At 70.3% G+C, this 20,887-nt stretch carries 18 protein-coding genes; 16 read left to right on the top strand and 2 right to left on the bottom strand.

Features of this window, described 5'->3' with window-relative positions; genetic code table 11:
- The first annotated feature begins 20 nt into the window (after window positions 1-20).
- The 3 genes from ACZ6WN_RS18775 (at window position 21) to ACZ6WN_RS18765 (ending at window position 3,767) form a co-directional block, all read left to right on the top strand.
- Window positions 21-1,028: a sugar phosphate isomerase/epimerase family protein gene (locus ACZ6WN_RS18775; protein WP_465866665.1), complete on the top strand. Its 1,008-nt coding sequence runs from the start codon at window positions 21-23 to the stop codon at window positions 1,026-1,028.
- A 31-nt stretch (window positions 1,029-1,059) separates the two neighbouring features.
- The gene (locus ACZ6WN_RS18770; protein ID WP_465866663.1) at window positions 1,060-2,022 is read left to right on the top strand and encodes a sugar phosphate isomerase/epimerase family protein; all 963 of its coding nucleotides are present in this window, start codon (window positions 1,060-1,062) and stop codon (window positions 2,020-2,022) included.
- A gap of 176 nt (window positions 2,023-2,198) precedes the next feature.
- Window positions 2,199-3,767 (top strand): glycosyltransferase family 2 protein, encoded by a 1,569-nt coding sequence (locus ACZ6WN_RS18765; RefSeq protein ID WP_465866662.1) that lies wholly within the window; start codon window positions 2,199-2,201, stop codon window positions 3,765-3,767.
- Window positions 3,768-3,902: 135 nt separating this feature from the next.
- Here ACZ6WN_RS18765 and ACZ6WN_RS18760 read toward each other — a convergent pair whose 3' ends face one another.
- Window positions 3,903-4,949 carry a class I SAM-dependent methyltransferase gene (locus ACZ6WN_RS18760; RefSeq protein WP_465866661.1) on the bottom strand — a complete coding sequence of 349 codons (1,047 nt, stop codon included), beginning with the start codon at window positions 4,947-4,949 and terminating at the stop codon, window positions 3,903-3,905.
- A gap of 195 nt (window positions 4,950-5,144) precedes the next feature.
- Between ACZ6WN_RS18760 and ACZ6WN_RS18755 the strand changes: the two genes are divergently transcribed.
- The 13 genes from ACZ6WN_RS18755 to ACZ6WN_RS18695 all read left to right on the top strand — a co-directional run bounded on the left by ACZ6WN_RS18755 (window position 5,145) and on the right by ACZ6WN_RS18695 (window position 19,528).
- A complete protein-coding gene (locus ACZ6WN_RS18755; RefSeq protein ID WP_465866660.1) occupies window positions 5,145-5,483 on the top strand; it encodes a P-II family nitrogen regulator in 339 nt (112 codons plus the stop codon).
- Between the two features lie 49 nt (window positions 5,484-5,532).
- On the top strand, window positions 5,533-5,871 hold the full coding sequence (locus ACZ6WN_RS18750; RefSeq protein ID WP_008363338.1) for a P-II family nitrogen regulator: 339 nt from the start codon (window positions 5,533-5,535) through the stop codon (window positions 5,869-5,871).
- Window positions 5,872-5,976: 105 nt separating this feature from the next.
- Window positions 5,977-8,190 (top strand): [protein-PII] uridylyltransferase, encoded by a 2,214-nt coding sequence (locus ACZ6WN_RS18745; RefSeq protein ID WP_465866659.1) that lies wholly within the window; start codon window positions 5,977-5,979, stop codon window positions 8,188-8,190.
- A 215-nt stretch (window positions 8,191-8,405) separates the two neighbouring features.
- A complete protein-coding gene (gene ffh, locus ACZ6WN_RS18740; RefSeq protein ID WP_465866658.1) occupies window positions 8,406-9,968 on the top strand; it encodes a signal recognition particle protein in 1,563 nt (520 codons plus the stop codon).
- A 5-nt stretch (window positions 9,969-9,973) separates the two neighbouring features.
- Window positions 9,974-10,336 (top strand): hypothetical protein, encoded by a 363-nt coding sequence (locus tag ACZ6WN_RS18735; RefSeq protein WP_465866657.1) that lies wholly within the window; start codon window positions 9,974-9,976, stop codon window positions 10,334-10,336.
- 130 nt (window positions 10,337-10,466) lie between these two features.
- Window positions 10,467-12,467 (top strand): glycoside hydrolase family 3 protein, encoded by a 2,001-nt coding sequence (locus ACZ6WN_RS18730; protein WP_465866656.1) that lies wholly within the window; start codon window positions 10,467-10,469, stop codon window positions 12,465-12,467.
- Between the two features lie 78 nt (window positions 12,468-12,545).
- A complete protein-coding gene (locus tag ACZ6WN_RS18725; RefSeq protein ID WP_465866655.1) occupies window positions 12,546-14,252 on the top strand; it encodes an FHA domain-containing protein in 1,707 nt (568 codons plus the stop codon).
- Window positions 14,253-14,266: 14 nt separating this feature from the next.
- On the top strand, window positions 14,267-15,340 hold the full coding sequence (locus ACZ6WN_RS18720) for an amidohydrolase family protein (protein ID WP_465866654.1): 1,074 nt from the start codon (window positions 14,267-14,269) through the stop codon (window positions 15,338-15,340).
- 173 nt (window positions 15,341-15,513) lie between these two features.
- Window positions 15,514-15,996, top strand: coding sequence for a 30S ribosomal protein S16 (gene rpsP, locus ACZ6WN_RS18715; protein WP_465866653.1), 483 nt, complete (start codon window positions 15,514-15,516; stop codon window positions 15,994-15,996).
- A 5-nt stretch (window positions 15,997-16,001) separates the two neighbouring features.
- Window positions 16,002-16,244, top strand: coding sequence for an RNA-binding protein (locus tag ACZ6WN_RS18710; RefSeq protein ID WP_008363327.1), 243 nt, complete (start codon window positions 16,002-16,004; stop codon window positions 16,242-16,244).
- A 150-nt stretch (window positions 16,245-16,394) separates the two neighbouring features.
- Window positions 16,395-16,961: a ribosome maturation factor RimM gene (rimM, locus tag ACZ6WN_RS18705; RefSeq protein ID WP_465866651.1), complete on the top strand. Its 567-nt coding sequence runs from the start codon at window positions 16,395-16,397 to the stop codon at window positions 16,959-16,961.
- Complete coding sequence (gene trmD / locus ACZ6WN_RS18700; protein WP_465866650.1) at window positions 16,958-18,115, top strand: tRNA (guanosine(37)-N1)-methyltransferase TrmD; 1,158 nt, start codon at window positions 16,958-16,960, stop codon at window positions 18,113-18,115. The genes rimM and trmD overlap by 4 nt, the downstream gene beginning before the upstream one ends.
- Window positions 18,116-18,271: 156 nt before the next feature.
- Complete coding sequence (locus tag ACZ6WN_RS18695; RefSeq protein WP_465866649.1) at window positions 18,272-19,528, top strand: ammonium transporter; 1,257 nt, start codon at window positions 18,272-18,274, stop codon at window positions 19,526-19,528.
- 86 nt (window positions 19,529-19,614) lie between these two features.
- Here ACZ6WN_RS18695 and ACZ6WN_RS18690 read toward each other — a convergent pair whose 3' ends face one another.
- On the bottom strand, window positions 19,615-20,826 hold the full coding sequence (locus tag ACZ6WN_RS18690; protein WP_465866647.1) for a Fic family protein: 1,212 nt from the start codon (window positions 20,824-20,826) through the stop codon (window positions 19,615-19,617).
- Window positions 20,827-20,887: the final 61 nt, after the last annotated feature.

Here is a 20,887-nt window from a genome sequence, read left to right as displayed (position 1 = left end):
CCCCACGTGGAAGGACAACCATGACCCGCCCGATCACACTCTTCACCGGCCAGTGGGCCGACCTGCCGTTCGAGGAGGTCTGCCGCCTCGCCTCCGAATGGGGCTATGACGGCCTCGAGATCGCCTGCTGGGGCGACCACCTCGACCCCTGGCAGGCCGCCGAGGACGAGGCGTACGTCCGGGCGAAGCTGGACCTGCTGGCCAAGCACAACCTGCAGGTCTTCGCGATCTCCAACCACCTCAAGGGGCAGGCGGTCTGCGACGACCCGATCGACCAGCGCCACCAGGACATCCTGCCCGCCAAGATCTGGGGCGACGGCGACCCCGAGGGCGTACGTCAGCGGGCAGCCGAGGAGATGAAGATGACCGCCCGGGCGGCCAAGAACCTCGGCGTGAAGACCGTCGTCGGCTTCACCGGCTCCTCGATCTGGAAGTACGTCGCGATGTTCCCGCCCGTGTCCCAGGAGATGGTCGAGGCCGGCTACCGGGACTTCGCCGACCGGTGGAACCCGATCCTCGACGTCTTCGACGAGTGCGGGGTGCGGTTCGCCCACGAGGTCCACCCCTCCGAGATCGCCTACGACTACTGGTCGACGGTCGCGACGCTGGAGGCGATCGGCCACCGGGAGGCGTTCGGGCTCAACTGGGACCCCAGCCACATGGTGTGGCAGCAGGTCGACCCGGTCGGGTTCCTGTGGGACTTCCGCGACCGCATCTACCACGTGGACTGCAAGGACACGAAGATGCAGACCGGCAACGGCCGCAACGCCCGGCTCGGCTCTCACCTCGCCTGGGCCGACCCGCGCCGCGGCTGGGACTTCGTCTCCACCGGCCACGGCGACGTGCCGTGGGAGCAGTGCTTCCGGATGCTCAACTCCATCGGCTACGACGGCCCCATCTCGATCGAGTGGGAGGACGCCGGCATGGACCGTCTCATCGGTGCCCCCGAGGCGCTCGAGTTCGTCTGTCGGCTCGCCTTCGACGCCCCCGAGGCGTCCTTCGACGCGGCGTTCTCGACCGCCGACTGACCCGCTACACCCAAGAAGAAGGAGTTACCAGATGTGTTTTGGATTCGACGGTGAAGGTGCGCTGAAGCGCTCGCTCGAAGCGCGCGGCCTCAGCCGGCGCTCCCTCCTGCGCGGCGCCGCCGCGGGCGCTGCCGCACTCGGGGTCAGTGGTGCCCTGGCCGCGCCGGCACAGGCCGCCGCCGGCACCAGCGCCGGCGCCGGACACGGCGGCCGCCGCGTCCCGGCCGACAAGATCAGCATCCAGCTCTACACGCTGCGGTCGGTCATGACCGGAGCAGGTGTCGACGCCACGCTGGCCAAGCTGGCCCAGATCGGCTACGACCGCGTCGAGCTGGCCGGGCTCTACGGGCGTACCGCCGAGGACATCCGGGGCGTCCTCGACGGGCTCGGGATCCGCTCCAACTCCAGCCACGACGGCCTGAGCAGCAGCTTCGCGGCGCTCGAGACCAAGTTCGACAACTCCGAGACGCTCGGGGTCCGCTACCTCAACGTCCCCTACCTGGCCTCCAGCTCGCTCTCCGACTGGCAGGCCTGGGCCGACCAGATGAACAACGAGGCGGCGGCGGCCAAGCGGCGCGGCTTCCGCTACGGCTACCACAACCACGCCCACGAGTTCACCACCGACCTCGGTGGCGGCGTCACGCCCTGGGACGTGTTCATGCGCGAGCTCGACCCGGCCTACGTCCACCTCGAGGTTGACCTCTACTGGGCCGTCACCGGTGGCGTGAACCTCGGCATGTCCAGCGACGAGGCGATCGACTTCGCGATCGACGTCGTCGACCAGGCTCCGCTCGAGGTCCGCCAGTACCACGTCAAGGACCGCAACGAGGCCACCGGCGACCACGTCGACCTCGGCACCGGCTTCATCGACTTCTCCAAGATCTTCCGCGCCCACCAGGTCGAGGACTACATCGTGGAGAACGACACCCCCGACGTCACCCCGATCCAGACGGCGGAGGTGGGCTACTCCTACCTGCGTCGCCTGCGCTTCTGACGTACGTCACGCCGGACTCGGCAGCCGCCCCCGACCCTCCCTCCGGGGCGGCTGCCGTCGCCTTCCAGAGACTTGGTGAACCCTCTGAGAAGTTGAGATGACGACCATCCCCCAAACGGTCGAGCGCCCCGTGTCGGGCTCAGCGAACCCTCGGTGAGGGTCATAGGCTGGAGACCATGCCATCGCCCCGGGTATCGCTGATCACCGCTGTCTACAACCCGCCCGCCGATGCCTTCGAGGACACGATCGCGTCGGTTCTCGGTCAGACCCACCAGGACTGGGAGTGGGTCCTCAGCGATGACCGTTCGCCGGCCCCCTGGGTGCTGCCACGGCTGCGGGAGCTGGCCGCGCGGGAGCCGCGGGTGCGCATCGTGGAGCGCGCGGAGAACGGCGGCATCGTGGCCGCCTCGAACTCGTCGCTGGCCGAGGCGAGCGGCGAGCTGGTCGCGCTGCTCGACCACGACGACGTGCTCGAGCCGAACGCCCTCGCGAAGATGGTTGCCGCCTACGACCGGTTCGAGGATCTCGACTACGCCTACAGCGACCAGGACCTGATGTCGGACGCGGGCGAGCTCCGCGACGCCTACTACAAGCCTGACTGGTCCCCGGAGCGGCTGCGCCACCACAACTACTGCACCCACTTCTCGGTCTTCCGCCGCTCGGTCGTGGAGGAGGTCGGCGGCTTCCAGGAGGGGTTCGACGGCTCCCAGGACCACGATCTGGTGCTGCGGGTCAGCGAGCGCGCGCGACGCATCGTCCACGTCCCGGGCGCGCTCTACCACTGGCGCCAGGTGCCGGGCTCCGCCGCCGCGGACAACCAGGCCAAGCCGTACGCCTGGGACGCCGGCGTACGCGCCGTGCAGGCCCATCTCGACCGGCTCGGGATCCGGGCGACGGCCTCGCGCGGCGTCTCGCCCGGGCTCTACCGGGTCGAGCGGGAGCCCGACCTGGACACCCCGGTCAGCGTGATCATCCCGACCATCGGCACCAGCGCGATCGTGTGGGGTGAGAAGCGCGCGATGGTCGTGGAGACCGTCCGCTCGGTGCTCGCCTCGAGCAAGCACCGCAACGTCGAGTTCGTGATCGTCTACGACACCCCGACCCCGGCCCCGGTGCTGGCGGCGCTGCGGGCGATCGAGGGCGCCGACATCAAGCTCGTCGAGTTCACCGAGAAGTTCAGCTTCAGTGCCAAGTGCAACGTCGGCGCCGCCCACGCGACCGGTGACGTCCTGGTCTTCCTCAACGACGACATGGAGGCCTACTCCGAGGGGGTCATCGAGAATCTGATCGCGCCGCTGCGTGAGCCGGACGTCGGGATGACCGGCCCCAAGCTCCTCTTCGAGGACTTCCGCATCCAGCACGCCGGGCTCGTCTACGGCAGCGGCACCATCACCCACGCCTACTACCGGGCGCGCCCCGAGGAGCGTGGCAACCACGGCGAGCTGCACATCAACCGGGAGACCTCCGCGCTGACCGGCGCCTGCGTCGCGATGCGCCGCGAGGTCTTCTTCGACGCCGGCGGCTTCAGCGAACGGCTGCCGGTCAACTACAACGACGTCGACCTGTGCCTCAAGGTGCGCCGCTCACTGGGCCTGCGCCTGGTCTGGCTCCACGACGTCACCCTCTTCCACTTCGAGTCCGTCAGCCGCGACAACGCGGTCCACGACTGGGAGAAGGACTTCATCAACAACCGCTGGGGCAACTACAAACACGTACGCGAGGGCTACTCCAACGGAGTCCGCTGACCCGCCTCGCCCCGTCCCGCCCGAGATGCGCCGAGTCGGCGCAAATTGACCGGTTTCATCGCCGAGTCGGCTCGTTATGACGAGCCGACTCGGCGGGGTTCGTGGTCAAGACGAGCCGACTCGGCGGGGGTTTAGTCAGGACTGGGCTGCGCGGCGGAGGCGGCGGACGATCCGGCGGGCGAAGTTGCGGACCGGGTGGCGGGTGGCGTACGTCAGGTCGGCCTCGAGGCCGGCGACCTTGCCGCGCAGCCGCTCGATGCGCTCGCGGCGGCGCCGGTTGACCTCGCGGGCCTCGCGCAGCTGCTTGGACAGGGTGCCGACCCGGGCCTGGGCGGAGTTGGCCGAGGCCTGGATGCCGAGGATGTGGTCGCGGGTGGCCAGCCGGGAGCGGGTGGCCTCCTCGAACCTCTGGGTGTGGACGTCGCGGAGCCGGACCTCGTCGGCCGGGGCGGCCTGGACGAGCTCGGGCGCGGCCGGTGCGGGCTCGCCCTCGGCGAGCGGCCGTGCGGCCAGCTGGAACTGGTAGACCAGCGCGTCGGGCTGCTGGCGCACCCACTCCACGGCCACCTCGGGAAGCAGGCCGGGGTCGACCGAGACCTCGACGTTGAGCGGGTCGGCGGTGGTGCCGCGCAGGTCCTCGATCGCGTAGCCCGCCTCGGTGAAGAGCTCCACCAGCCCCTGGCGCGAGTAGAACTTGATGTGGGTGCGGTCCAGGAGACCGGTGTCGGTGGTCTGCCAGCGGCCCTGGAGCAGCGCGAGGCGGACCGACCCGTGGGTGACGTTGGGGATCGAGATCACCACCCGGCCGCCGGGGGCGAGCAGGTCACGGGCCTGCTCGAGCGCCGCCCGCGGGTCGACGAGGTGCTCGAGGACGTCGGCGAAGATCACCACGTCGAAGGAGCCGGGCTCGACGATCTCGGTCAGCGGGGTCGCGTCGAGGTCGGCGACGACCACCTTCTCCAGGACCTTCTCGGCCAGGCTCGCCGCCTCGGGGTCGATCTCGATGCCGGTCACGGTGCAGCCGCGCTCGGTGAGGATCCGGCCGACCTCGCCGGTCCAGCAGCCGACGTCGAGGACCCGCTTCCCGCTGCCCGTCGAGGCAGCAGACTCAGCCAGGTCGATGACCTGCACATGGCTGGTGTTGCGGTGATCGAGGTCGATCTCGACGGCGTAGTGCGACATGCGACGAGGGTAGCGACCTTTGGTGGCGCCGCGCGGGTTCGGCACGGGTGATTCACGGGCTGTTTCGATGCTTCGGCGACGTACGGTGAAAAGGTCTGTTACACAGTGGAAACAGGCGCTTCGGGGTGTCGAAACGTCTCCAGGTGAAGGTGGCGGCGAAGATGACAGGATCAAGGACCTTGGAGGCGCCCTCTCGTGAAGCTCGTGACCGCAGTGATCAAGCCCCACAAGTGGGAGGACGTGCGCGAGGCCCTCGAGGCCTTCGGCGTGACCGGCATGACCGTCTCCGAGGTCTCCGGCTACGGCCGGCAGAAGGGTCACACCGAGGTCTACCGCGGTGCCGAGTACGACATCGCCCTGGTGCCGAAGATCCGCATCGAGATCGTGGTCGAGGACGAGGATGCCGCGGACGTCGTCGGGATCGTCGTGAAGACCGCGCAGACCGGACGGATCGGCGACGGGAAGGTCTGGCTCAGCCAGATCGAGTCCGTCGTCCGTGTCCGGACCGGCGCGCGCGACGCCGAGGCGCTCTGACTAGGCTTCGTTCGAGTGCCGGTCCATCGAATCCCACCGGAGGAGAGAAATGAAGCTCGTCACCGCAGTGATCAAACCCCACAAGTGGGAGGACGTCCGCGTCGCCCTCGAAGCTGTCGGTGTCACCGGCATGACCGTCTCGGAGGTCTCCGGCTACGGCCGGCAGAAGGGGCACACCGAGGTCTACCGCGGTGCCGAGTACGACGTCGCCCTGGTGCCGAAGATCCGCATCGAGATCGCCGTGCCCGACGAGGAGGTCGAGTCGGTGGTCAGCGCCATCGAGACCTCGGCGAAGACCGAGCGCATCGGTGACGGCAAGGTCTGGGTCTCCCCGTTGGAGACCATCGTGCGGGTCCGCACCGGCGACCGCGACGACGCCGCGATCTGAGTCACTCATGAAGGGGCTGGCGCATGAGCGAGCGGCAGCGAGCGACGATCAGGATCGTCGCGCCGCCGCGTTCGTACCCTGGCTTCTTCCTACGATCGCGGCGGCGTGACGGCTGAGGGCCGGGCGGAGCGCACAGCCGAGGCCGACGCGCAGTGCGCGAAGGCGTACGCCGCGGCCGGCGGCCCCGAGGTCGGGGTCGCGCTGGTCGCGGTCGGAGGATACGGGCGCGGCGAGCTCGCGCCCTTCTCGGACTGGGACGTGGTCCTGGTCCACGACGACAGCGTCTCGCCGGGGTCCGTGGCCGAGCAGGTCTGGTACCCGCTGTGGGACACCGCGCCCCGGCTCGACCACTCGGTGCGGTCGTTCTCCGAGATGCTCTCGTCCTCGACCGGTGACCTCCGGGTCGCCCTGGGGCTGCTCGACATCCGGCACCTGGCCGGCGACCGCGGGCTCGTGCTGCGGCTGCGTACGACGATGCTGGCGCACTGGCGCAAGCACGCCCGCGCCCTGCTGCCCGAGCTGCGGACGATGAGCGTGGAGCGACACCGGCGTGCCGGTGAGCTCGCGCACGCCTCGGTGCCGGACCTGAAGGAGATGTACGGCGGGCTGCGGGACGCCGTCGTGATCAAGGCGATCGTGGCGACCTGGCTGGTCGACGTGCCGGCGGTCGACCTGGAGAAGTCGCGCCGAGCCCTGCTCGACGTCCGTGATCTCGTGCAGGAGATCGGCGGCCGGGCCACCGACCGGGTCGTGCCGGAGATGTGGGACCAGCTCGCCGAGCGGCTCGAGCTGGCCGATGCGCGCACGGCACAGGCCCACGTACGCACCATCGGGCGTCGCCTCGCCCACCTCTCCCGGCTGGCGTGGCGACGGGTCGACGGGGTCCTGGAGCGCTCGCGCCCCGGGGCGCCGCGCCGCCCGCGGCTCGCGCCGCTGGGCAACGGTCTGGCGCTCGCCTCGGGCGAGGTGGTGCTCGTGCCGGGTGCGCGCCCGTCTCGGGATCCGCTGATGCTGCTGCGCGCCTCGGCGCTCGCCGCCGAGCACGGGGTCGCGCTGGCGCCGCCGACCGCCGCGAGACTGGCCCGGGACGCCCCGGCGCTGGCCGAGCCGTGGCCGGAGGAGGCGCGGCACCTCTTCGTACGGCTGCTGGGTGCCGGGCGCGGGCTGCTCGCGGTCTGGGAGACGCTGGAGGAGACCGGCGCGGTCTCCCGGATCCTGCCCGAGTGGGAGCGGATCCGGCTGCTGCCGCACGCCTCGATCATCCACCGCTTCACCGTCGACCGGCACACCATCGAGACCTGCATCGAGGCGGTCGCGCTGCTGCCCCGCGTGGCCCGTCCGGATGTGCTGCTGGTCGCCGCGCTGCTCCACGACATCGGCAAGGGGTCGCTGACTGAGCACAGCGTCGCGGGGGAGCCGATCGCCCGCCGGGTCGCCTCCCGGATGGGCTTCTCGGAGGAGGAGGTCGACCTGATCTCGCTGCTCGTGCGCTGGCACCTGCTGCTCTCCACGAGCGCGACCACCCGTGACCCCGACGACCCGGCCACCGTCGACCTGGTGGTGGAGACGATGGGCGACGCCGAGGCGCTCGCCCTGCTCACCGCGCTCACCGAGGCCGACGCGCGCGCGACCAGCACCCAGGCCTGGACCAGCTGGCGGGCCCGGCTCATCCTCGACCTGGCCCGCCGTGCCGCGCGGGTCCTCGACACCGGCATCGCGGCGGGGGAGCGGCCACAGGCCGCGGTGGAGATCCCCGAGGGCGTACGTTCGGGGTCGGTCTCCTTCCGTGCGGAGCCGCTCGCCGACGGCGCCCGGGTGTGGGTGATCGCCCCCGACCGGCTCGGCCTGCTCGCCGACCTGGCGGCCACCTTCGCCGTCGCGCGGCTGCCGGTCAGGGCGTGTCGTGCCTGGCAGCAGGAGGGTTTCGGGGTCAGCGTGTGGGACCTCGACGACTCCTATGTCGACGCCGCGGTGCTGCGCACCCGCTTCTCCGCCATCACCGAGGGCCGCCTCGACCCGGCGACCCGGCTGGCGCCGAGCGCGGCGGCGCGGGGGAGCGAGCCCTCGGTGGTCGTACGTCCTGAGGCATCCAGCAAGGCCACGGTCCTCGAGGTGCGCACCATCGACCGTCCCGGGGTCGTCTACACCGTCGCCGACGCCCTGGCGCGGATGGAGATCGCCGTCCGCTCCGCCCACATCTCCACCCTCGGCCCCCAGGCCGTCGACGTGTTCTACCTGCAGGAGGCCTCGGCCGGCGCCCTCGCCGAGCAGCGGTCGGCCGAGGCGGCCCACGCGGTCCGCGCGGCCCTCGAACGCTGACCGAGGCGATGTCCTGAGCTTGTCGAAGGGTGACTCGGTGAACGTTCGGCGGGCCGCCGCAGGGGTAACACGGTGTTACACCGGGTAGCAGCCCGCTGTAGCCCGCTGCTACCCGTGCGGACGCCGTGTTACCCCTGAGCGGGCCTGCCGAATAGCACCCCGCGTACAACAGTTCGTTAGTCTTGGCAGGACAACCACTCTGCTGAAGGACCGCTTTGTTCGCCACGCTCTCCGACCGGCTCGCCACGACGTTCAAGAACATCCGGGGCAAGGGCCGCCTCACCGATGCCGACATCGACGCCACAGCTCATGAGATCCGCATCGCGCTGCTCGAGGCCGACGTCGCGCTGCCGGTGGTGCGCGAGTTCGTCGCCCGCGTCAAGGAGCGGGCGCGCGGCGAGGAGGTCAGCCAGGCGCTGAACCCCGCCCAGCAGATCGTCAAGATCGTCAACGACGAGCTGGTCACGATCCTGGGTGGCGAGACCCGCCGGCTGCGCTACGCCAAGACCGGCCCGACCGTCATCATGCTCGCGGGTCTGCAGGGTGCCGGTAAGACCACCCTGGCCGCGAAGCTCGCGCTGTGGCTCAAGGAGCAGGGCAAGGCGCCGCTGCTGGTGGCTGCCGACCTGCAGCGGCCCAACGCGGTCAACCAGCTCCAGGTCAACGGTGAGCGCGTCGGGGTCCCGGTCTACGCCCCGCAGCCCGGCAACGGTGTCGGTGACCCGGTCGAGGTCGCCCGCGACGCGGTCGAGGAGGCCAAGCGCAAGCTCCACGACGTGGTCATCGTCGACACCGCCGGCCGCCTCGGCATCGACGAGGAGCTGATGAAGCAGGCCGCCGACATCAAGGCGGCGGTCAACCCCGACGAGGTCCTCTTCGTCGTCGACGCGATGATCGGCCAGGACGCGGTCAACACCGCCCAGGCCTTCCTCGACGGCGTCGGCTACGACGGCGTCGTGCTCACCAAGCTCGACGGTGACGCCCGCGGTGGCGCGGCGCTCTCCATCGTCCAGATCACCGGCAAGCCGGTCATGTTCGCCTCCAACGGCGAGAAGATGACCGACTTCGACCTGTTCCACCCCGACCGGATGGCCGGCCGCATCCTCGACATGGGCGACATGCTCACCCTGATCGAGCAGGCCGAGAAGACCTTCGACCAGGGTCAGGCCGAGAAGGACGCGGCCAAGATCGCGACCGGCGAGTTCACGCTCGAGGACTTCCTCAAGCAGATGCAGCAGCTGCGCAAGCTCGGCTCGATGTCGAAGCTGATGGGCATGCTGCCGGGCATGGGCCAGTTCCGCGAGCAGCTGGACAACTTCGACGAGCGCGAGATCGACCGGATCCAGGCGATCATCCAGTCGATGACCCCGGCCGAGCGGGCCAACCCGAAGATCCTCGACGGCTCCCGCCGCGCCCGCATCGCGAAGGGCTCGGGCCGCCAGGTCTCCGACGTCAACCAGCTCATCCAGCGCTTCACCGAGGCGTCGAAGATGATGAAGCAGCTCGCCTCCGGCGGCGGCATGCCCGGGATGCCCGGCGCGCCCGGTGCCGGCTTCGGCAAGCGCGCCGGCGCCAAGCAGGTCGCGCAGAAGAAGAAGGGCAAGGGCGCGCGCAAGTCCGGCAACCCGGCCAAGGCCGCCCAGCAGGCGAAGGCGGATGCCGAGAAGAAGCCGGCCGCCGCCAACCCGTTCGGCACCCCGGGCGGCGAGGAGATCGACTACGAGAAGGCCGCCGCCGAGCTCAACCTGCCCTCGGACTTCTCCAAGTTCCTCAAGTAGGCCTCGTGTCGACGGTTCTGGTCGTCGACGGCGCCAACGTCGTCGGCGCCCGCCCGGACGGGTGGTGGAAGGACCGCGCCGGCGCGGCGCGCCGGCTGCACGAGGCGCTGCTGGTCGCCGATCTCCCGCAGGACCGGATCGTCCTGGTCCTGGAGGGACAGGCCAAGGGCGGCGTACGTCCTGGCAAGGACGCCCACGTGCACACGGTGCACGCGCCCAAGGACGGCGACGCCGCGATCGTCGGTGTCGTCCGTGAGGCGCTGGCGAAGGGTGACCGGGTGACGCTGGTGAGCGCCGACCGGATGCTCCAGGCTCGTTGTGGTGGCGCCACGGCGCTGGGGCCGTCCTGGTTGCTTGACCAGATCTGAGTAATTCGCGGGGTTACGCACGCGTAGCCATTGACCGACCCTGTGATCGCCGTCACGCTGGGAGCGCTCTCACGAGCCCTGGCGCCTCATCGCCGAGGTGCTGGTAGATCACTCTCAGGAGGTCTGTCCCGTGCGAACACCCAGACAGCGCGGTGCGATCGGCGGAGCCTCGGCTCTCGCCGGCCTGCTCTGCGCCACGCTTCTCGTCGCCCCCGTCTCCGACGCGGCATCCGCCGCTCCCGCGGCAAGCGCCGCCGCCACCCGCGCGGACCACGCGCTGCCCTACAAGAACCCACGACTCGCCACCAAGACCCGTGTCGCCGACCTGCTGGCCCGGATGACCCTGGCCGAGAAGGTCGGCCAGATGGCCCAGGCCGAGCGGGCGGACGTCGCCGCGAACCCCGGCCAGATCGCCGAGCTCGGGCTCGGCAGCGTACTCTCCGGCGGCGGCTCGACCCCCGCCGAGAACACTCCCGAGGCCTGGGCCGACACGGTCGACGCCTTCCAGGAGCAGGCGCTCTCGACCCGGCTGGGGATCCCGCTCCTCTACGGCGTCGACTCGGTCCACGGGCACGGCAACCTCAACGGCGCGACCGTGTTCCCGCACAACATCGGGCTCGGCGCGACCCGTGACCCCAAGCTCGCCGAGCGGATCGGGCACATCACCGCGGAGGAGACCCGCGCCTCCGGGCCACAGTGGACCTTCGCCCCGTGCATCTGCGTCGCTCGCGACGACCGGTGGGGGAGGACGTATGAGTCCTTCGGGGAGGACCCCAAGCTCGCCGCGAAGATGTCCCAGATCATCGAGGGGTTCCAGGGCGACAAGGGTGAGCTCGACGATCCCGACCGCGTGCTCGCCACGGCCAAGCACTTCGCCGGCGACGGCTTCACGACGTTCGGCACCGGCGAGGGCGACTACACCATCGACCAGGGCATCACCCAGGCCTCGCACGCCGAGTTCGAGAAGCTGGCGCTCTCGCCGTACGTCACCGCCATCAAGAAGCACGACGTCGGCTCGGTGATGCCGTCCTTCTCCAGCGTCGACTGGACCGAGGACGGTCTCGGCAACCCGCTCAAGATGCACGCCCACCAGGAGCTCGTCACCGGCTGGCTGAAGCAGAAGCAGGGCTTCGACGGCCTGGTGATCTCCGACTGGCGCGCGATCCACCAGATCCCGGGCACGTACGCCGAGCAGGTGGCGATCTCGGTCAACGCCGGTGTCGACATGTTCATGGAGCCGTTCTCCGGTGACACCGTCGGCTATCCGCAGTTCATCGAGACCCTGACCGCGGCGGTCGAGGACGGCGCCGTCCCGATGGCCCGCATCAACGACGCCGTCTCCCGGATCCTGACCGCGAAGTTCGACCTCGGCCTCTTCGAGAAGCCGTTCACCGACCGGCGCAACATCGACGAGATCGGCAGCGCCGACCACCGTCGCGTCGCGCGTGAGGCGGTCGCGAAGTCGCAGGTCCTGCTCCGCAACAGGCACACCCTGCCGCTCTCCGGCCGCGACGACGTCTACGTCGCGGGCAGCAAGGCCGACAGCATCGGTGACCAGGCCGGCGGCTGGACGATCACCTGGCAGGGCAACTCGACCCACCAGATCCCCGGCGACACGATCCTCGACGGCATCGAGTCCGCGGCACGCGGCGAGGTGACCCACTCGCCCGACGCCTCCGCGCCGGTCCCGGCCGGGGCGCACGGCGTCGTGGTCGTCGGCGAGCACCCGTACGCCGAGGGCTTCGGTGACGTCGGCGGCCCGCGCTGGGGCTATGACCCGGGCGAGGGCGGCGTGCTCCGGCCGGCCCTGACGATGCACCTCAGCGACGCGGACACCGCGGCGATCGAGACGGTCTGCGCGGCCGCGGCGACCTGCACGGTGCTCGTCGTCTCCGGGCGTCCGATGATCATCCCGCCCGAGCTGCTCGGGCAGATCGACGCCCTGGTGGCCTCCTGGCTGCCCGGCAGCGAGGGCAAGGGTGTCGCCGACGTGCTCTTCGGCAAGCGTCCGTTCACCGGGAAGCTCCCGGTGACCTGGCCGCGCACGGTCGACCAGGAGCCGATCAACATCGGCGATTCCGACTACGACCCGCTGTTTGCGTACGGATACGGTCTGAAGACCCACCGCTAGAAGATCGGCCCGATCCGAGTTGTCCGAATCTTCGATTCGCGACGCTTGGATCGGGCCGTTTCGGTGCATGATTCGTGCATGCAGACGCTTCGCGTAGACGTATCGGGACGTGCGCTCAGCTTCCCGCCCGACAAGATCGTCCGAATAGGGCGTTCGATCGATGCCGACGTGGTGCTCTCGTCCTCCTCGGTCTCCCGCGCCCACGCGGAGCTGCGCCCGGACCCGTCCGGGTGGAAGCTGGTCGACGTGGGCTCCGCCGGAGGGACGTACGTCTCCGGCAGCCGCGTCACCGAGGCGCCGTTGACCGGGGCGACCGAGATCCAGCTCGGCCCGGCGGGGCCGGGCTCGACGATCACCGTCACCCTCGACGACGCCCCGGTCGCGGCGGGTGCTCCGCGCGCCCAGGCACCGGCGCCGCCGCCTCCGCCGGCGATGGCGGCCGCCACGGCGGCCCCGCCCTCCGGAGCGGCACCGGCCGCTCCGCCACCGCCCGGGAACCTGCCGCCCGCGCCCCCGGCGCCCGCGGTGACCCAGGACATCTCCGAGATGACGATCGCTCCCGGTATGCCGCGGCCGGCCGCTCCCGGGCAGCCGCCGACCGCGCCGACCGGACCCGACCTGCTGCTGGTCGCCGAGGGCAAGGAGCACCGCTTCCGCCACCCGGTGACGGTGACCATCGGTCGCGCGGCCGACAACTCGGTCGTGCTCGAGGACCAGGGCGTCTCGCGCCAGCACGCCCGGCTGGTGGCCACCCCCGGTGGCTGGACCTTCGAGAACGGCTCCCAGGCCGGCTCGTTCCTCAAGGGGAAGCCGCTGGTCAGGGAGGAGATCGACGAGGAGACCGAGATCCGTCTCGGCCACCCGGTCGCGGGTGAGATCCTCAAGGTCATCCCGATCTACGCCGCCGAGGTCGAGGTCGCCCGTGCCGCCGCCAGGCGCCGCAACAAGCTGCTGCTGTGGGGTGGGATCGGCGCCGCGGCCGCGGTCGTGGTCATCGGACTGGTGGTGGCGATGTTCGTCGTGCCCGGCGGCGACCCGTCCGCCCAGGACACCGGCCTGACCAAGGACGAGCTCAACAGCGCGCAGCGGGCCGTTGTCTGGATCACCTACGCGCCGACCGAGGACACCATCGCGATGGGGTCCGGGTCGATCGTCAGCGAGGACGGCAAGATCCTCACCAACGCCCACGTCGCCGACCCGGCGAAGATCCCGGAGTACGCCGCCAAGGGCGAGGTCTCGCCCGAGGTCGTCAACATCCACCTGACCGACCCGGCCGCGGGCTACAAGGTCGGCGAGCCCGACTACATCGCCAAGGTCATCGAGTCCGACGGCGAGGTCGACAGCGCGGTCGTGCAGATCGTCGCCGACGGCGAGGGCAACCCGGTGAACCCGTCCTCGCTGGACCTGCCGACCATCTCGCTCGGCGATTCCAACGCGGTCGACCGCGGCGACTTCATCGCCACGATCGGCTTCCCGATGCTGCCGAAGGAGAGCTTCGCGGACAAGGAGGGCGTGCTCTTCCAGCCGCCGACCGTCGCCGAGGGCAACGTGGCGACGATCCTCTCCTTCGAGGGGGAGGAGCGGGCCGTCTTCGACGTCACCGCCCGGATCTCCAGCGGCAACTCCGGTGGCGCCGCGGTCAACGACGACGGTGAGCTCGTCGGCGTACCGACCTCCATCGGGTGGGACGAGAACAACGTCGTCACCGGCCAGGTCATCCCGCTCGCCCAGCACTTCCCGATCCTCGAGGCGGCCGGGGTGAAGGTGCCCGCGTCGGGCAAGTAGGTAACCTGCGTCACATGACTGCTCTGCGCTTCTCCGGTCCGATTCTTCCCGATGGAGAGGTGCGGGACCTCTACGTCCTCGACGGCCGCATCACCTACGAGCGGCCGTCGGGGGCGGAGTCCGGTGCCTCGGGCTGGATCGTCCCCGGTCTCGTCGACGCCCACTGCCACGTGGGCCTCGGGCCCGACGGTGCCGTCGACCAGGAGACCGCCGAGGCGCAGGCGATCGCCGACCGTGACGCCGGCGCGCTGCTGCTGCGCGACGCCGGCTCCGCCGCCGACACCCGCTGGGTGCAGTCCCGCGAGGACCTGCCCCGGCTGATCCGCGCCGGCCGACACATCGGACGAACGAAGCGCTACATGCGCAACTACGCCGACGAGGTGGAGCCCGAGGGTCTGGTCGAGGCCGTCGAGCGGCAGGCCCGCGCCGGTGACGGCTGGGTCAAGCTCGTCGGTGACTGGATCGACCGGGCCGAGGGAGACCTGAAGCCGTCCTTCCCGGCCGAGTCGTTCGCCGAGGCGATCAAGGTGGCCCACGACAACGACGCGCGGGTCACCGCGCACTGCTTCGGCCAGGAGGTCCTGCCCGGCCTGATCGAGGCCGGGATCGACTGCATCGAGCACGGCACCGGGCTGACCCCCGACCTCGTCGAGGCGATGGCCGAGCAGGGCACCGCACTGGTCCCCACCGTCGCCCAGCTCGAGATCTTCCCCGACCTGGCCGCGGCCGCGGCGCCCAAGTTCCCGACGTACGCCGCCACGATGGAGGACCTCTACGCCCGCCGCCGCGAGACGATCATGAGCGCCTACGAGGCGGGGGTCGCTCTCTACGCAGGCTCCGACGGCGCGGGCGACCAGCTCCACGGCGTACTCCCGACGGAGGTCCTCGCCATGCACCGCCTCGGCCTTCCGGCCGACGTCGTCCTCGGCGCCGCCTCCTGGCGTGCCCGGGAGTGGCTCGGCCACAACCCCGGCCTCGCCGAGGGCGACCCCGCCGACTTCGTCGTCTACGCCACCAACCCCCTCGAGGACCTCAGCGTCCTCGCTCGCCCTGCTGCGGTCGTACTCCGGGGGAAGGTCTACGCCTGAGCCCGCTGAGATTTCGCCGCTTCCGGCCACCTCTGGCAAACTGAGGTGCGTGTCCTGTGCGCAGGGACCCTCTCACCCAGCGCGACAGTGCCCGCCGAAGTTGCCTGACGGGTGTCCCCACACCGACACGGGCCTCTTCACCCATATTCGATTCCAAAGGAATACCACCAACAGTGGCTGTCAAGATCCGCTTGAAGCGCCTGGGCAAGATCCGGGTTCCGCAGTACCGCATCGTCATCGTCGACTCGCGCAAGAAGCGCGACGGCGCTGTGATCGAGGAGATCGGTCTCTACCGTCCCAAGGAGGAGCCGAGCTTCATCCAGGTCGACTCCGAGCGCGCCCAGTACTGGCTCGGCGTCGGCGCCCAGCCGACCCCGGCTCTCGAGGCGATCCTCAAGGTGACCGGCGACTGGCAGAAGTTCAAGGGCCTCCCGGGCGCCGAGGGCACCCTGCGGGTCGCCCCGCCGAAGCCCGACAAGCTCGAGCTCTTCAACAAGGCTCTTGCCGAGGCTCACGCCTCCGCCGGCGCCGAGGCCGTGACGAAGAAGTCGGCCAAGAAGGCTGAGGAGCCCAAGGCCGAGGAGGCTCCGGCCGAGGAGCCCAAGGCTGAGGAGCCGAAGGCCGAGGAGACTCCGGCCGCCGAGGCCGAGGCCTGAGCAGCATGCTCGCCGAAGCTCTCGAGCACCTCGTCCGAGGAGTCGTCGACAACCCGGACGAGGTGAGCGTGCGCGACAAGCAGCTTCGTCGCGGCTCCGTCCTCGAGGTCCGGGTCCACCCCGACGACCTCGGCAAGGTGATCGGCCGCGGTGGCCGCACCGCCACCGCGTTCCGCACGGTCATCTCGGCGCTGGCCGGCAAGGGCGGCGCGCGGATCGACTTCGTCGACGTCGACGGCGGTCGCTGAGCACCGGCTGCACCAACTCACAACGGGCGCCACTCCTTCGGGGGTGGCGCCCGTTGCGCATTTCGGCGGCCCCACCCCGGCCCCGTCCCGTGCTCGGTCGCCCGCGCTGAGGAGTTCGGTCCGACGTACGCCACCCTCTAGGCTCACCTCGTGGAGTTGATCGAGGTGCTGGTCGGACGGATCGGCAAGCCGCATGGCATCCGGGGGTTCGTGACCGTCGAGGTACGCACCGACGAGCCCGACCGGCGGTTCGCCGAGGGCGCGGTGCTGCGGGCGCAGCCGCCGAAGGGTTCGGCGTACGCCGCCGAGCAGTTGACGGTGGAGGGTGCCCGTTGGCACGGGCAGGTGCTCCAGGTCGCCTTCGAGGAGATCACCGACCGCAACGAGGCCGAGGCCGCGCGCGGCACGCTGCTCTTCGCCGACGTCCCGGCCGAGGAGACTCCCGAGGACCCCGACGAGTACTACGACCATCAGCTCGTCGGTCTGACCGCCTTCGACGAGGAGGGCCGCGAGCTGGGCACGGTGAAGTCGCTGGTCCACGGGGGAGCGCAGGACCTGCTGACGATCCGTACCCCGGACCGGCGCGATGCGCTGGTGCCGTTCGTGAAGGCGCTGGTGCCGGTCGTCGACCTCGCCGAGAAGAAGGTCGTCATCGCCGACCGCCCCGGCCTGGTCACGCCCTTCGCCGAGGACGAGAACGAGGGCGACGCCACGTGAGGCTCGACTACCTCACCATCTTTCCCGACTACCTCGCGCCGCTCCGGCTGAGCCTGCCGGGCAAGGCGATCGAGTCCGGGCTGTTGGAGATGCACGTCCACGACGTACGTGAGTGGACCCACGACCGCCACCGCACCGTCGACGACACGCCCTATGGCGGTGGCGCCGGGATGGTGATGAAGCCGGAGCCGTTCGGTGAGGCCTTCGACGAGCTCGAGATCGACGGCGCGACCGTGATCGTGACGACGCCGAGCGGCGAGCCGTTCACCCAGGCGGTGGCCCGGGACCTCTCGACCCGGGAGAGACTGGTCTTCCTGCTCGGCCGCTACGAGGGCATCGACCAGCGCGTGCTCGACCATGCCGCCACCCGCGCGGAGGTCCGCGAGATCTCCCTGGGCGACTACGTCCTCAACGGCGGAGAGGTCGCCGCCATGGCGATCACGGAGGCCGTCGTACGTCTGCTCCCCGGGTTCATGGGCAACGCCGAGTCGCTCGTGGAGGAGTCCCACGAGGACGGCCTGCTGGAGTACCCGGTCTACACCAAGCCCGCCAGCTGGCGTGACCTCGAGGTCCCGAAGGTGCTGCTCAGCGGCGACCACAAGCGCATCGCGCAGTGGCGCCACGAGCAGGCGGTGGCCCGGACCTCCGTACGCCGCCCCGACCTGCTCCACGCCTCCCAGGCGGCCACGGAGTGGGAGATCGTGCCCGCCGTACGCGCCGATGTCCCCGAGCTGCACACGCTGCAGCTCGCCTGCTGGGTGCAGGAGATGCACGACAACCCTGGCGTCGCGATCCCGCCGCTGCACGAGTCGCTCGAGGACACTGCGCGGGCGCTGGAGACGCACGACGTCTACGTGGTCCGCTCCGCGGGGCGGCTGGTCGGCTCGGTCCGGGCCCGGCTCGAGGGTGATGTCTGGGAGATCGGACGGCTGATGACCGCCCCGGACCTGCAGGGCCGGGGTCTGGGTCGTCAGCTGCTCGACCACATCCAGGCGGTGGCGCCGGCGGGTGCCAAGACCCACCAGCTCTTCACCGGAGCGAAGAGCGAGCGGAACCAGAAGATCTACAAGAAGGCCGGCTTCCGTCTGCGCCGTGACCTCGAGGCTCCCTCAGGCGCCGTCATCATGACCAAGACCCATGCAACTCGACGGTAACGGATCAGCAACCGAAAACTCTGTTACTTTTCTGTAACACAAGGCATCCGTCTCTGAAACCTTGCGTCGCAACGATGCCGGGCAATGCGTACGACGAGCGATGTGGCTCGCGTGGCGTCACAGCCCCATCCCGAGACTCAATCAATGAGGCACTGAATGTCTGTCGAACTTGCGTGGCAACTCCTGTGCGCGGCCCTGGTCATCTTCATGACTCCCGGTCTCGCGTTCTTCTACGGCGGCCTGGTGAAGGCCAAGTCCGTCGTCTCGATGATGATGCTGAGCTTCGGCTCGATCGCCGTCGTGACGATCCTCTACGTCCTCTACGGCGGCACCGGCATCGCTGGCAACGGCACCAGCGGTGGGAGCAAGCTCTTCGGTAACCCGTTCGAGGACTTCGGTATGACCGACCTCGTCACCTCCGCCGGTAGCGGCGACGCGGGCAACCTCTTCGGCGGCCACGCCTTCCTGGTCGCCTTCTGCATCATCACCGTCGCCCTGGTCTCGGGGGCCGTCGCCGACCGGGCTCGCTTCTGGCCCTGGATGATCTTCGCCGTCTTCTTCGCGACCTTCGTGGTCTTCCCGACCTTCCGCTGGATCTGGGGCGTGGACTCCGAGGGCAACTTCTACGGCTGGCTCGCCAACAACGTCTACGGCCTCGGCGGCGCGCTCGACTGGGCCGGCGGCACCGTGATCCACCAGTCGGCCGGCGCCGCGGCGCTCGCCCTGGCGCTCGTGCTCGGCCGCCGCAAGGTCGGCTTCTCCAAGGAGGAGACGGTCGCTCACAACGTGCCGCTCGTGCTGATCGGCACCGCGATCCTCTGGTTCGGCTGGTTCGGCTTCAACACCGGTGTCTTCGGCGCCGACGAGGGCCAGACCTCGCTGATCTTCCTCAACACCCTGCTGACCCCCGCCGCCGGCCTGATCGGCTGGATCGTCGTCGAGCAGTTCAAGGACGGCAAGCCGACCGCCGTCGGCGCGGCCTCCGGCATCGTCACCGGTCTGGTCGCGATCACCCCGGCCTGTGCGTTCGTCACCCCGGTCTGGGCCCTCGTCCTCGGCCTCGTCGCCGGTGCCATCTGCGCCCTGGCCGTCGAGATCAAGTTCAAGCTCGGCTTCGACGACACGCTCGACGTCGTCGGCATCCACCTCGTCGCCGGTTTCATCGGCTGCGTGTGGGTCGGCATCTTCGGCGCCGAGGCGCTCACCGGCGGCAGCCTGGTCTTCGGCGGCAGCATCAAGCTGCTCGGTGCCCAGGTCCTCTCCTCGCTCACCGTGATCGCCTTCTCGTTCGTGGTCGCCTACATCATCGGCTTCGCGATCGAGAAGACCATCGGCTTCCGCGCCAAGGAGGAGGACGAGGTCGCCGGTATCGACACCGTCCTCCACGAGCCGGGCTACTCCGAGCTCGGCTGATCTGCTCGCATTCTCTACGAGGCCCGTCCCGTTCGCGGGGCGGGCCTCGTGGCGTACGGGGGCCTTTGACCCCGAAGGAGCAGGCCTCAGCGCGGCCCGTACGGAAGCTGTCGGGCCTGATGCTGGATGCGGGCGCTGAGGTCCTCGACCTCGGCCAGCACCGCCGGCGCGACCCACACGGGGGAGCGGCGGGTGCGTCTGGGGCGGGTGAGGACTCCGGCATCCTCGAGGCCCTCGATCGTCCCCTCGGGGTCGGCGATCCCGAGGCGCTCGGAGACCAGGTCGGCGTTGAGGATGGGCTCCTCGGTGAGCAGGTCGAGAAGGCGGTACGCAGCAGAACCGGGCCGTGGGTCACCGGCCGACTCGCCCCAGCCGCGCCGGATGCTCTCCAGCGTCTCGGCCGTCTTCCACGACTCCGTCGTCGCGATGGTCGTCGAGGCGGCGAGCATGGCGATGATCGTGGACGCGGTGCCGGCCCGATAGTCGTTGAGGGCGGCGAAGTAGCGGTCGCGGTGGGCGACGAGCGCGGAGGCGATCGGGACGGCCAGGTGGCGGGCGGCACGGCGCCGCCGGAGCACGGCGTGGATGAGCGCCCGCCCGATGCGGCCGTTGCCGTCGATGAAGGGATGGATCGACTCGAACTGGGCGTGCACGATCGCCGCCTGGGCGATGGGGGAGAGGTCGTCGCGGTTCGCGAAGGAGACCAGGTCCTCGATGTAGTCGACGACGGTCTCCGGTGGCGGTGGCACGTGGAGGCTGTCGCGGGGCGCGTAGTCGGAGCCGCCGACCCAGTTCTGCACGACCCGGAACCGGCCGGCGTTGGCCGCCTCGTCGGGGTGTCGGGCGAAGAGGTCCCGGTGGGCGCGCAGGATCGCGTCGGAGGTGATCTTGCGGGTGGTGTCGGCCTCGGTGATCAGCCGCTGCATGGCCTGGGTCGCGGATGCCATCGAGGTCGCCGAGGAGTTGGCGCCGATGCCGAGCAGAGCTCGGCCGTAGTCGGCCAGGCTGGCCTCGACGTGCTCGATCTTGGAGGAGTCGATCGCCTCGGTGCGCAGCTGCAGGTGGTTGAGCCCGTCCATCGTCCGGCCGTGGACCAGGTCGAGATGGCGGAGCGCACCCGCGCTGGCGGTCGTCATCGCCGCCACCGGCCGCTCCAGCGCCAGGTCGAGGTCGGCGATGTGGGGCGGCAGCGCCACCGTGACCTCGCGGAGCAGCCGGTCCACGCGCGGACCCCGCGGGATCCGCTGCCGGTAGGGGCGGGTCACGTAGGTGTGCGGTGGCCAGTCGGTGTCGGTCACGGGGGCATCCTTGCACGGGCGCGGTTGTGTCGCGTACGTCTCGATTCCCGGCGCTCCACGG

The sequence above is a fragment of the Nocardioides sp. NPDC054178 genome (genome assembly GCF_055585005.1).
The sequence above is the reverse complement of the archived record's forward strand: the minus strand, read 5'-3'. Positions and strand labels throughout refer to the sequence as shown.